This is a genomic window from Streptomyces xanthophaeus (assembly GCF_030440515.1).
Lineage (GTDB): Bacteria > Actinomycetota > Actinomycetes > Streptomycetales > Streptomycetaceae > Streptomyces > Streptomyces kutzneri.
The window spans coordinates 5417319-5429879 of sequence record NZ_CP076543.1 but is presented as its reverse complement, the minus strand read 5'-3'; the positions used below and the strand labels follow the sequence as shown (position 1 = coordinate 5429879).

Below are 12561 nucleotides of genomic sequence, written 5' to 3'. Positions count from 1 at the left end.
CCCCGGGCTCCGCCCGGACCCCGGTCCTCAAGCGCCGGACGGGCTGAAAGACCCGGAGGGGCGGGGCTAGTACGGGTGGACGCCTACCGGGTGGGCCGGGGGTGGGCCGTAGCCCTCCGCCACGCGCTGGTGGTAGGTGGCGCGGTCGATGACCTCCAGGCCGACGATCTCCCAGGGCGGGAGCTTCGCCGAGGAGCGGTGTTCGCCCCACAGGCGCAGGGCGACGGCCGCCGCGTCGTGGAGGTCACGGGCCTCTTCCCAGTAGCGGATCTCCGCGTGGTCGTCGGCGTACCGGCTGGTCAGCAGGAAGGGATGGTCGTGGGCCAGTTGCTCCAGCCCGCGCCGGACCTCGGACAGCGGGGCCGGCTTGCCGGAGACGCTCAGGGTCACGTGCCACAGGCGCGATGCGTGATCCTGCTCCTCCCCGCCACCGCCGCCGTCACCGTCCCCTGTGCCGACGCTGGTCAGCGCTCGTCTCACCAGCCGCCTCCTGTCTCCGCCACGCGGGTCCGCCCGCCCCTCACAGTTGACCAGTCCCCGGGCCGCCGCGCTCCGCTTTTACCGAACCTCAGCCCTCCAGCAGGACCAGATCGTCCCGGTGGACGACCTCCCGCTCGTACGCGGGTCCGAGTTCCCGCGCGAGCTCGCGAGTGGAGCGGCCGAGGAGCTGCGGGAGCTCCTTGGCGTCGAAGTTGACCAGGCCCCGGGCGACGGCTCGGCCGTCCGCGGCGCGCAGTTCCACCGGGTCCCCGGCGACGAAGTCGCCCTCGACCGCCGCGATCCCGGCGGGCAGCAGCGAGCTGCCGCGTTCGGTGACCGCGCGGACCGCGCCGTCGTCCAGGACCAGGTGCCCCTGGGGGGTCGACGCGTGCTGGAGCCAGAGCAGCCGGTCCGCCGAGCGGCGCCCGGTGGCGTGGAACAGCGTGCCGGTCCCCCGTCCGGCGAGGGCGTCGGCCGCCTGGCTCGCGGAGGTCAGCACGACGGGGATCCCGGCGGCGGCCGCGATCCGGGCCGCCTCGACCTTGGTGACCATGCCGCCAGTGCCCACGCCCGCCTTGCCGGCGCTGCCGATGGAGACGTGCGCGATGTCCTCGGGCCCGCGGACCTCTTCGATGCGCGTGGTGCCGGGCTGGGACGGGTCCCCGTCGTAGAGGCCGTCCACGTCCGAGAGCAGGACGAGGAGGTCGGCGCGGACGAGGTGGGCGACGAGGGCCGCCAGCCGGTCGTTGTCGCCGAAGCGGATCTCGTCCGTGGCGACGGTGTCGTTCTCGTTGACGACGGGAAGGGCGCCCATGGCGAGCAGCTGGTCGAGGGTGCGGTAGGCGTTGCGGTAGTGGGCGCGGCGGCTGGTGTCGTCGGTGGTGAGGAGCACCTGGCCGACGCGTACGCCGTACCGGGCGAAGGAGGCGGTGTAGCGGGCGACGAGCAGGCCCTGGCCGACGCTCGCGGCGGCCTGCTGCCGGGCGAGGTCCTTGGGCCTGCGGCGCAGGCCGAGCGGGGAGAGTCCGGCGGCGATGGCTCCGCTGGAGACGAGGACGATCTCCTTCTCGCCTCCGCTGCGGGCCTTGGCGAGGACGTCGACCAGCGCGTCCACCCGGTCGGCGTCGAGTCCGCCGGCCGCGGTGGTCAGGGAGGAGGAGCCGACCTTGACCACGATCCTGCGGGCGTCCACGACACCTTGCCTAGCCGCTGACACGTCTGTCCCCTTGCCCCTTGCCGAAATGCCTGTCGGCGAAATGCATGTCGCCGAGATGCCTGCCGTCTCAATCTACGGGGTGGGCGCGCGGGGCTGCTCGGGGGTTTCAGACCCTGGACGAGGACCCCGCCTCCACGGGAGCGGCCTCCTCGGCCCGGGCGGCACCCGGGACGAGGATCTTGCGGGAGAGCAGGAAGGTGAACGGGATGGCCACGACCGCCGCGACCAGCGGGGCGATCCGGGTGTCCATCCCGGCCCAGGTCACCAGCGCGTAGAGGCCGACGGACTGGATGACGAAGTTGGTGATGTTCGTCAGCGGGAAGAGGAAGAACTTCTTCCAGGTCGGCCGGGTCCGGTAGGTGAAGTAGGTGTTCATGAAGAACGAGCCGACCATCGCCAGGACGAAGGCGAGCGAGTAGGCGGCGAAGTACGGCATCCACGGGTGCAGGAGCAGGTAGATGACGAAGAAGGTGCCGGTGTTCACCCCGCCCACGAGGGCGAATCGGAACACCTGGCCGAGCTGGTCCTTGCGGCTCATCGGGCGCTGCGCTCCACGATCGTAGGCTCTGCGACCGGGGCCGCCGGCCGGTCATCGGTCCGCGGGAGCGGCTGTGCTCCGTGCGATTCCTTCACCAGGAAGTGCGGCCTGCGCTTGGCCTCGTAGTAGATACGGCCGATGTACTCGCCGATCAGGCCCAGCATGATCAACTGTACGCCGCCGAGACCCGTGATGATGGCCACGAGGGTGACGTACCCCGGGGACTCGACGCCGTTGGTGATCGCCATGACCGTGATCCACAGGGCGTACAGACCGGTCAGGGCGACCAGCGACACGCCGAACCAGATTCCGATCCGCAGCGGCTTGTTGTTGAAGGAGATCAGGCCGTCCATGCCGTAGTTCAGCAGGGCGCCGAACTTCCACTTCGTCTCGCCGGCCTCGCGCTGCGCGTTGCGGTAGTCGAAGTGGACGGTGTCGAAGCCGATCCAGGAGAACAGTCCCTTGGAGAAGCGGTTGTACTCCGGCAGCGACAGCAGCGCGTCCACGGCCGGGCGCGAGAGCATGCGGAAGTCGCCGACGCCGTCGGTGAGCTCCACGTCGACCCAGCGGTTGACGCCCCGGTAGTAGAGGCTGCTGAGAGCGGAGCGGAGCTTCTTGTCGCCCTCGCGCGTGCGGCGGGCGATGATCTGGTCGTGTCCCTGCCGGTAGTGCTCCAGCATGGTCGCGATGAGCTCCGGCGGGTGCTGGAGGTCCGCATCCATGATCACTACGGCGTCGCCCGTGGCCTCGCGCAGGCCGGCGAGCATGCCGGCCTCCTTGCCGAAGTTCCGGCTGAAGGAGACGTAGCGCGTCTGCTCGCCGTGTTCGGCGGCGATCTTCCGGAGCTTGTCGAGGGTGCCGTCGCGGCTTCCGTCGTCGACGTAGCAGACCTCGTACTCGACGGGGAGGGCGTCCAGAACCCTTCGGATCTCCACATCGAAGCTGTCGATGACGGCTTCTTCGTTGAAGCAGGGGACAACTACGGACAGCTTCGTCATGAACACTTCCTGCTGGATCCGAACGGGTGATTGTCGGCGGCCGGACCCGCCTCTCACCTCTTCCTTAGAAGTATGCACGGCGAGGGTCGGACGGGCGTCGGGCTGCCGGAGTCGGGGGCGGCACACGGTAGCGTGGACGAGATAAGCGGAATCAGCTGAACGTAACGAAACGAAGGGATCGAGGTGCACGTGCCCGACGTCTCCGTGGTCGTCATCGTCTACAACGACGCAGAGCGTCTGCCGACAGCAGTCCGGTCGGTTCTGGACCAGACCCTGCACAGCGTCGAAGTCGTGATCGTCGACGACTGCAGCAAGGACCGCTCGTACGCGGTCGCCCAGGAACTGGAATCTGCACATCCGGGAAGAGTGCGCGCCTTCCAGCTGCCGGAGAACAGCGGCGGCTGCGGTGCGCCGCGCAACCACGGCATCCAGCAGGCCACCGGAACGTACGTGATGTTCCTCGACAGCGACGACGTGCTGGAGCGCAACGCCTGCCGGAACATGCTGGACGCCGCCGAGCGGACCGGCTCCGACCTGGTCTCGGGCATGTGCGTACGCGTGCACCTCGACAACCGGTGGGGCAAGACCACCGAGTGGTACCCCTGGATCTACTCGCGGACCCGCACCCTGGAATCGATCACCGAGTACCCCGACCTGCTGGTCTACGACACCCTCTCCACGAACAAGTGCTACCGGCGCGCGTTCCTGCTGGAGCAGGGCCTGGAGTTCCCGGTCGGCATCCACTACGAGGACCTGCTGTTCTCCGCGCAGGCCTACGTGGCCGCCCGCCGCATCACGCTGATCCCGAACCACGTCTACTTCTGGAACGTGGTCGAGAAGGCCGCGGCCCTGTCCATCAGCAACCGGCGCCACGAGATCGCGAACTTCGTCCACCGGATGGAGATCCACCGCCGCGTCGACCGCCTGCTGGCCGAAAAGGGCCACACGGACATCAAGTCCGCGAAGGACGCCAAGTTCCTCAAGCACGACCTCGTGCTGCACCTGCGCGACCTGCCGCTGCTGAGCGACGAGTACCGCCAGGAGTTCGCCCGCCTCGCCAACGGCTACCTCGCGGGGATCGACCCGGCCGCGTACGAGAACGTCACGTACCTCCAGGCGATCTGCGCCTACCTGCTGGGCAAGGAGGACTGGGACAACCTGCTCCCGGCCGCCGACGCCATGACCAACAAGGGCCGGCTCACCTCCCCGCTCGCCGAGCGTGACGGCCGCGTCTACTGGTGCGCGCAGCACATCGACGGTCCCGACGGCGACGAGGCCCGCCGGATACTGGACGTCACCGAGCAGGCCTTCCACACCACGCCGCTCACCTCCCTCACCCTGGGCAACCGGCTCACCTCCTACGAGGACGACGGCCGCGGCACGGTCACCATGTCCGGCTCCGTCGTGAACCCGCTGGGCCGCATCCCGGCCGACGCGGAGCTGAAGGCCACGCTCGAATTCCGGGCCCGCCGGCAGATCGGCGTGCGCTCCTTCAGCTTCCCGGTGGAATCCGTCCGCCACGCCGGTGACACGATCGAGTGGACCGGCACCGCCGACGTCGCGAGCACGGTCCGCCCGCTCGGCATCATCGACGCCGTCTGGGACGTCCGCCTCAAGCTGACCGCGGGCGGCGAACGGATCACCACCCGCGTCGCGATCGGCGGGGTCGACCTGGAGTCGGCGGCCCGGCTGCGCGTGCGCCCGCGCCTGACCCGGCTGGTCTCCGACCGCTTCGGCCCGGAGATGACCAAGAAGGGCAACCTCAGCTACGTGCTGAGCGCCGAGGGCGCCGCCGCCGTCCGCACCCAGTCGTTGATCAACAACGCCATACAGGGCAAGGCGGCCGGCGTGGTCAAGCGGGGCCTGCGCAAGGCACTGCGGGCCCGCCGCAACATGGGCTCCGGCGAGCAGAAGGTGAAGATCTACCACGAGGTCTTCTCGAAGCTGCCGATCAAGAAGGGCACGGTCGTCTTCGAGAGCCACATGGGCAAGCAGTACAGCGACAGCCCGAAGGCGATCTACGAGGAGCTGGTCCGCCAGGGCGCGCCGTTCGAGGCGATCTGGTCCTACGCGGGCGCCAAGCCCACCGGCTTCCCCAAGGAGGCCACCCTCGTCAAGCGCTGGAGCTGGCCGTACCTGCGCGCCCTCGCCCAGGCCGAGTACTGGGTCGACAACCAGGGCTTCCCGCTGGCGCTGGCCAAGCGCCCGGGGACCACGTACATCCAGACCTGGCACGGCTCGGCGCTCAAGCGGATGGGCTTCCACGAGCCCCGGACCAAGGCGCAGGGCCGGGCCGGCCAGGCCCGTTTCCAGGCGGCCGTCAACCGCTTCGACCACTTCCTGATCCGCTCCGAGCACGACACCCGCACCCTCGCCAAGGGCTTCCGGCTGCGTGACGAGGTGCTGCTGCGCACGGGCTACCCGCGCAACGACGCCCTCGTCGAGGCGCACCGGACCGAGTCGCACAGTGGTGAGCGGGTACGCGGGCCGCTCGCGGGCGAGCTCGGCATCGACCCGGACAAGAAGGTGCTGCTGTACGCGCCGACCTTCCGGGCGGGCGCGGACGGCGCGGTGGAGGGCTTCACCTTCCCCTTCGACGTGGAGGAGTTCGCGGACCGGCTCGGCGACCGCTTCACGCTGCTGGTGCGGACCCACTACCTCAACAGCGTCTCGCTGCCACCGTCCGTCGCGGGCCGCGTCATCGACGTGTCCCGGCACCACGACATCACCCCGCTGCTGGCCCTCGCCGACGGTCTGATCACCGACTACTCGTCCGTGATGTTCGACTACGCGGTCCTGGACCGGCCGATGCTGTTCTTCGCGTACGACTACGAGAAGTACGCCACCGACATCCGCGGCACGTACTTCGACCTGAAGGAGAAGGCCCCGGGCCCGGTGGTGGCCACGGCGGACGAACTGCTGCAGGCGCTCGCCGCCTTCGAGGAGGCGGACGTCAAGTACGCCCAGGCGCGGCAGCGTTTCCTCGCCGAGTTCGGCGAGTACGACCGCGGGGACGCGGCCCGCCAGATCGTAGAGAAGTTCTTCACCAGGAGCGGCAAGTGAGCCAGCAGACCGCCACCCCGGGCGGCCGTGACATCTTCATCGTCTCCAACAACGTCGACGAGATCGGCGGCGTGACCACCTGGTCGCACCAGATGGCCCGGCAGTTCACCGACCGCGGCCACCGGGTGCACATCGTGGGCATCGCCCCGGTCGCCGACGACATCCGGCAGAAGCTGCCGCAGGGTCTGCCGTACGAGATGACCACCCTCTACGACGCGCACCCGCCGTCGGCCCGCCGGCTGCGCGGGATCAAGGGCCGGCTGAACGCGCCCGAGCGGCGCCGCCAGGCCGCCCGGCGCGCGCAGATGCGGGTCAAGGCCGAGCAGCTGAGCGAGCTGCTGCGGGCAGCCCGTCCGGGCGGTGTCGTCATCGTCACCCAGGTCTGGGCGATGGAGTGGGTGGCGCTCGCCGACACCAAGGGGCTCACCGTCATCGGGATGAGCCACGAGTCGTTCGAGGCCAGCCAGAAGTCCACCCGCGGGGAGCGGGTCCGCCGCTTCTACCCGCAGGTCGACCGGCTGCTGGTGCTGACCGCCGAGGACGCGGACCTGTGGATCCGGGCGGGCATGGAGAACGTGGGGAGCATGCCGAACCCGCTGCCCTTCATGCCCGACTCCCCCGCGCCGCGCACGGAGAAGGTCGTGGCGTGCGTCGGCCGCCTCGCCTTCGAGAAGGGCGTCGACCTGCTGCTCGACACCTGGGCGGACGTCGCGCCGCACCACCCCGACTGGACCCTGCGGATCTACGGGGCGGGCGCGGAGGAGGCCACGCTGAAGGCGCACTGCACCTCGCTGGGCCTGGACGACTCCGTGGAGTGGATGGGAAGCACCGACGACGTGCTGGGCGCCCTGCGCGGAGCCTCGGTCTTCGCCCAGGCCTCACGGGCCGAGGGCTTCCCGATCACGCTGCTGGAGGCGATGGCGGCGGGCGTGCCGCCGGCCGCCTTCGACTGCGCGCCGGGCGTGCGGGAGATCGTCGAGCACGGCGAGGACGGGCTGCTGGCCCGGCTGGGCAACACGATGGAGCTGGCCGGACACCTGCGCGAGCTGATGTCCGACCGTGAGCTGCGCGACCGGCTCGGTGACAACGCCTTCCACGCGGTGCAGCGCTACTCCAGCCCCGAGATCACCGACCGGTGGGAAGAGCTGTTCTCCTTCCTGGAGCGCTGACCGCACCCTGCACGACGGCACCGATGTGAAGCAGCCCGCCCCGGACACTCCCGGGGCGGGCTGCTTCACTCACGGCACATGCGGTGCGTCTCCGGCCGGTCAGGGCTTGTGGACGTCCCGGTGGGCGTCCTTGCGGGCCACCTTGTTGGCCTCCCAGCCCGCCCAGGCGGAGGTGACCATCTCACGGACGTCGTGCCGGGCCTTCCAGCCCAGCTCCCCGGTGATCTTGTCGGCCGAGGCCACGACCTTCGCCGGGTCGCCGGGGCGGCGCGGGCTGATCACGGGGGCGATGTCGTGCCCGGTGTTCTTGTTCAGGAGCTCGACCATCTCGGCGACGGAGACACCCTCGCCGCGCCCGATGTTGACGGTGAGGTCCTTGTAGTCGCCGGCCGCGGCCCACTCGGCGAGCTTGCGGGCGGCCGCCACGTGGGCCTCCGCCAGGTCCTCGACGTGGATGTAGTCGCGGATGCAGGTGCCGTCCGGGGTCGGGTAGTCGTCACCGAAGATCTTGGCGCCCTGGCCGGCGTCGTAGCGCTCGAAGACCATCGGGACCAGGTTGAACACGCCGGTGTCGGCGAGCTCGGGGGTCGCGGCGCCCGCCACGTTGAAGTAGCGCAGGCAGGCGGTGGCGATGCCGTGCGCCCGGCCCGCGGCGCGCACCAGCCACTCTCCGGCCAGCTTGGTCTCGCCGTAGGGGCTCAGCGGCCTGCACGGGGTGTCCTCGGTCACCAGGTCCACGTCGGGCATGCCGTAGACGGAGGCGGAGGAGGAGAAGAGGAAGTTGCGGATGCCCGCGTCGGCCACGGCCTGGAGCAGGACCGACAGGCCCTGCACGTTCTCGTGGTAGTAGTACATCGGCTTCTCGACGGACTCGCCGACCTGCTTCTTGCCCGCCAGGTGCACCACGCCGGTGATCTTGTGCTTGCGGATGACGTCTTCCACGGACAGCCGGTCGAGGACGGATCCGACCACCAGCGGGACGCCTTCCGGTACGCGGTCCTCGTCGCCCGTGGAGAGGTCGTCGAAGACGACGACCTCCTCCCCCGCGAGCCGCATCGCGCGGACGACGTGCGCGCCGATGTATCCGGCGCCACCGGTGATCAGAAACGTCATGTGTGTCTCCTTGGTCCTGTCCGACTTCGGGATGAAGAGCGCGGCGTTGTGCAGGTCTGCGGCCGTGGCCCGGCTACGGGATCTCAGCCCGTCCCACGGCCCGCCCGGGCCCGGTGGAGGCGGTTGCGTACGAGGTACAGCGCACCCTCGGTGCCGGGCGCGAGGCGCAGCGCGAGGGCGCCGGCCCCCGTCCGGTAGGGCTGCGCCAGCAGAACACCGTACCGGCTGCTGGGCAGCGCCCGACGGCGGAGCAGTCGGCCGCGGGGGCGCAAGGAGGTGAACACCGAGCTCCCGTCGGCACACCGCACGCCCACCCCCACGTTCCACGCCTGCATCCTGCGCAGCCCCTGGCGCCGGCCCGTGACGGCCAGGTCGGCGAGCCGGAACGGCAGTACGGCGGTCCAGCCGCCGCTGCTGTCGGGCTGCAGCTCGACCGGCTGCGCGAGGACCGGCTCGCCGCCCGCACGGGGCAGGAAGCTCAGCTGCGCGGTGACGGGCCCGGCCTCGGCGAGGCGCCCGTACAGGTCGTGCACGTGGATCCGGACGGCGCCGCGGCCGGCCGGTTCGGCGTCGACGGTGACGGGCAGCTCGCCGACCGGCAGCAGGGGCAGACCCGCCAGCTCGACCGGGAGCTCCTCGCTCCACACCGGAACGCCGGTGGGACCGGTCGCGTACGGGGGCAGCAGCCGCGGCGGCTCGGCGGCCAGCCGGGTGAGCCGCTCGACGTCGGCGGGCGGGGTCGCGGTGGCGCGGAGCACGGAGACGATCCAGCGGGCGTGGGGTGCCGCGGACTCGACGTCCGCCTCGGGGAAGGTGTCGACGTACTCGCGGGTCAGGGTCCACCAAGCGGCCTGGTACTCGGGGTCCCGGCCGAGCTCGCGCAGGTACATGCGCAGGTCGTACTCCAGGAACTTCACCCGGCAGGCGCTGCCCAGCACCGGGGAGGCCTCGCCGAGGATCCCGGCGGCCGTGCGGTGGGCCTCGATGCGGGAGCGCCAGTTCCCGACGTCCTTGCGGTCCAGGGAGATCGACACCTGGGCGGCGCTGCGGCGCACGTGCCAGACGTAGACGAGGTCGCCGGTGACGGCGATGCGGGGGGCCGCGGCGAGCACGCGGGCGGTGAAGACGAAGTCCTCGTAGATGAACCGGCCGTCGGGGAAGCGCAGGCCGTTCTCCTGGAGGAAGGCGCGCTCGTACAGCTTGTTGACGCAGAGGGTGTCGCGGACGAGCTCGGGCCGGTCCACCGGCCGCTCGATCACCTCGCCCGGTGTGTGCAGGCCGGGCATCCACGGGACGTCGTGGTGCTGGGGCAGCTCGCGCCGTACCGCCGCGCCCACGGTGACCGGGGCGCGGTGCTCCTCGGCGGTGCGCACCAGGGCGTCGGCGGCCCCCGGCGGCAGGACGTCGTCACTGTCGAGGAAGAGGACGTAGCGGCCGGAAGCCGCCGCGATCCCGTCGTTGCGCGGGGTACCGCACCCCCCGCTGTTCTCCGTCCGGTGCACGACTTTGAGGCGGGGGTGGACGGCCGCCAGTTCGTCCAGCACCCGCGCGGTGCCGTCGGACGAGGCGTCGTTCACCGCGATGACCTCGGCGACCACCGGGCCCTGGGCGAGGGCCGAGGAAACGGCCTCGCCCACGAGCCCGGCGTCGTTGTACGCGATGACCACGACGGAAACCGTGGGGAGGTTGCTGCTGTTCACCCGGAAGATCCTAGGCGACCCATGTAAAGGCGCCTTCAAACCTTCCGGGCACACGTCCCTCGGGAGGGGCTCAGAACGGCCGGAATTCGTCGTATTCCTTCTGCGCCGAGTCCCCGCGCTGGGCTTCCTTGTCCTTGCGGCGGGTGGTGGCCGGACGGGGGGCGTCCAGACGGTGGTCCTCGCCGCGGCGGCCGAGCATCTCGGCGCCGGCCATCACGGTCGGCTCCCAGTCGAAGACGACCGCGTTCTCGTCGGAGCCGATGGCCACGCCGTCGCCGGCACGGGCGCCGGCCTTCTTCAGCGCCTCCTCGACACCGAGGCGGTTGAGGCGGTCGGCCAGGTAACCGACGGCCTCGTCGTTGTTGAAGTCGGTCTGGCGGACCCAGCGCTCCGGCTTCTCGCCGCGCACGTTGTAGACGTCCTCGACCTCGTCGTAGGTGACGGTGAAGCCGGAGTCGTCCACGGCCTTCGGGCGGATGACGATACGGGTCGCCTCCTCCTTCGGCTTGCGGGCGCGGGCCTTGGCGATGACCTCGGCCAGGAAGTAGGACAGCTCCTTCAGGCCCGTCCGGGCGACCGCGGAAACCTCGAAGACCTTGTAGCCGCGGGCCTCCAGGTCCGGGCGGACCATGTCGGCGAGCTCCTGGCCGTCCGGGATGTCGACCTTGTTGAGGACGACAAGACGCGGACGCTTCTCCAGGCCGCCGCCGTAGAGCCTGAGCTCCTCCTCGATGACGTCGAGGTCGGCGATCGGGTCGCGGTCGGACTCCAGCGTGGCGGTGTCCAGGACGTGCACGAGCACCGAGCAGCGCTCGACGTGGCGCAGGAACTCCAGGCCGAGGCCACGGCCCTGGCTGGCGCCGGGGATCAGACCCGGGACGTCGGCGATCGTGTAGACCGTGGAACCGGCCGTGACGACGCCCAGGTTCGGGACGAGGGTGGTGAAGGGGTAGTCCGCGATCTTCGGCTTGGCCGAGGACAGCACCGAGATCAGCGAGGACTTGCCCGCGCTCGGGAAGCCGACCAGCGCCACGTCGGCGACGGTCTTGAGCTCCAGGACGACGTCGCCGGTGGTGCCGGGGACGCCGAGGAGCGCGAAGCCGGGGGCCTTGCGGCGGGCGGAGGACAGCGCGGCGTTGCCGAGACCGCCGCGGCCGCCCTCGGCGGCCACGTAGGTGGTGCCCTGGCCGACGAGGTCGGCGAGGACGTTGCCCTCCTTGTCGAGGACGACGGTGCCGTCCGGCACGGGCAGGATCAGGTCCGTGCCGTCCTTGCCGGAGCGGTTGCCGCCCTCGCCGGGCTTGCCGTTGGTGGCCTTGCGGTGGGGGCTGTGGTGGTAGTCCAGCAGCGTGGTGATCGCCTGCTCCACCACCAGGATGACGTCGCCGCCACGGCCGCCGTTTCCGCCGTCGGGGCCGCCGAGCGGCTTGAACTTCTCCCGGTGAACGGAGGCGCAGCCGTGGCCCCCGTTACCCGCGGCGACGTGCAGCTCGACGCGGTCCACGAAGGTGGTCATGGGTGTTCCTCCAGATACATACGGGAATGTCCCGGGCAGGCCTTGCTGCCCATTAAAACGTGGTCTGTATGACAACGCGCCGAGGGCGGACCTCTCTTCCCGGCTTGCGCCGGGAAGAGCTGAGATCCGCCCTCGGGAAGTTACGAACGCTCGATCAGCCGAAGCTGGATCAGGCGGCCGGAACGATGTTGACGACCTTGCGGCCACGGTGCGTGCCGAACTGGACCGAACCGGCCTGCAGCGCGAACAGCGTGTCGTCGCCACCACGACCGACACCCGAACCCGGGTGGAAGTGGGTGCCGCGCTGGCGGACGAGGATCTCACCAGCGGAAACGACCTGACCGCCGAAGCGCTTCACGCCGAGCCGCTGGGCATTGGAGTCGCGCCCGTTCCGGGTGGACGATGCGCCCTTCTTGTGTGCCATGTCTCAGTCCCTCTTACTTCGCAGCCGCGGGGATACCGGTGACCTTGATCGCCGTGTACTGCTGGCGGTGACCCTGGCGACGGCGGTAGCCGGTCTTGTTCTTGTAGCGCAGGATGTCGATCTTGGCGCCCTTGTGGTGGTCCACAACCTCGGCCGTGACCTTGATGCCGGCCAGGACCCACGGGTCGCTGGTCACGGCTTCGCCGTCGACAACGAGCAGGGTCGAGAGCTCGACCGTGTCGCCAACCTTGGCAGTGGAAATCTTGTCAACCTCAACGATGTCGCCGACAGCAACCTTGTGCTGGCGACCACCGCTGCGCACGATGGCGTACACGCGGATCTCT

General features: G+C 70.3%; 11 protein-coding genes. 2 read left to right on the top strand and 9 right to left on the bottom strand.

Annotated elements, in window-relative coordinates; all coding sequences use genetic code 11:
• Positions 1–66 precede the first annotated feature (66 nt).
• The 4 genes from KO717_RS24085 to KO717_RS24070 all read right to left on the bottom strand — a co-directional run bounded on the left by KO717_RS24085 (position 67) and on the right by KO717_RS24070 (position 3232).
• Complete coding sequence (locus tag KO717_RS24085) at positions 67–534, bottom strand: hypothetical protein (RefSeq protein WP_030715718.1); 468 nt, start codon at positions 532–534, stop codon at positions 67–69.
• A gap of 34 nt (positions 535–568) precedes the next feature.
• Positions 569–1696, bottom strand: coding sequence for a glutamate 5-kinase (proB, locus tag KO717_RS24080; protein WP_189964274.1), 1128 nt, complete (start codon positions 1694–1696; stop codon positions 569–571).
• A gap of 106 nt (positions 1697–1802) precedes the next feature.
• Complete coding sequence (locus tag KO717_RS24075) at positions 1803–2234, bottom strand: GtrA family protein (RefSeq protein ID WP_301371200.1); 432 nt, start codon at positions 2232–2234, stop codon at positions 1803–1805.
• The gene (locus tag KO717_RS24070) at positions 2231–3232 is read right to left on the bottom strand and encodes a glycosyltransferase family 2 protein (protein ID WP_301371197.1); all 1002 of its coding nucleotides are present in this window, start codon (positions 3230–3232) and stop codon (positions 2231–2233) included. The genes KO717_RS24075 and KO717_RS24070 overlap by 4 nt, the downstream gene beginning before the upstream one ends.
• 183 nt (positions 3233–3415) lie before the next feature.
• Between KO717_RS24070 and KO717_RS24065 the strand changes: the two genes are divergently transcribed.
• Together KO717_RS24065 and KO717_RS24060 are read left to right on the top strand one after the other, a co-directional pair.
• Positions 3416–6295 carry a bifunctional glycosyltransferase/CDP-glycerol:glycerophosphate glycerophosphotransferase gene (locus tag KO717_RS24065; RefSeq protein ID WP_301371196.1) on the top strand — a complete coding sequence of 960 codons (2880 nt, stop codon included), beginning with the start codon at positions 3416–3418 and terminating at the stop codon, positions 6293–6295.
• Positions 6292–7464 carry a glycosyltransferase gene (locus KO717_RS24060; RefSeq protein WP_301371195.1) on the top strand — a complete coding sequence of 391 codons (1173 nt, stop codon included), beginning with the start codon at positions 6292–6294 and terminating at the stop codon, positions 7462–7464. Before KO717_RS24065 ends, KO717_RS24060 begins: the two co-directional genes overlap by 4 nt.
• Before the next feature lie 99 nt (positions 7465–7563).
• Here the strand turns inward: KO717_RS24060 and galE are convergent, their stop codons facing one another.
• The 5 genes from galE to rplU all read right to left on the bottom strand — a co-directional run bounded on the left by galE (position 7564) and on the right by rplU (position 12551).
• Positions 7564–8577, bottom strand: coding sequence for a UDP-glucose 4-epimerase GalE (gene galE, locus KO717_RS24055; protein ID WP_301371193.1), 1014 nt, complete (start codon positions 8575–8577; stop codon positions 7564–7566).
• An 83-nt stretch (positions 8578–8660) separates the two neighbouring features.
• Entirely contained in the window at positions 8661–10277 is a 1617-nt protein-coding gene (locus KO717_RS24050; RefSeq protein WP_301371191.1) for a glycosyltransferase family 2 protein, read from the bottom strand.
• 70 nt (positions 10278–10347) lie between these two features.
• Positions 10348–11793, bottom strand: a complete 1446-nt coding sequence (obgE, locus tag KO717_RS24045) for a GTPase ObgE (RefSeq protein ID WP_301371189.1) — start codon at positions 11791–11793, stop codon at positions 10348–10350.
• 169 nt (positions 11794–11962) lie between these two features.
• On the bottom strand, positions 11963–12217 hold the full coding sequence (rpmA, locus tag KO717_RS24040; protein ID WP_030840805.1) for a 50S ribosomal protein L27: 255 nt from the start codon (positions 12215–12217) through the stop codon (positions 11963–11965).
• Positions 12218–12230: 13 nt separating this feature from the next.
• Entirely contained in the window at positions 12231–12551 is a 321-nt protein-coding gene (rplU, locus tag KO717_RS24035) for a 50S ribosomal protein L21 (protein ID WP_030013082.1), read from the bottom strand.
• Positions 12552–12561 lie beyond the last annotated feature (10 nt).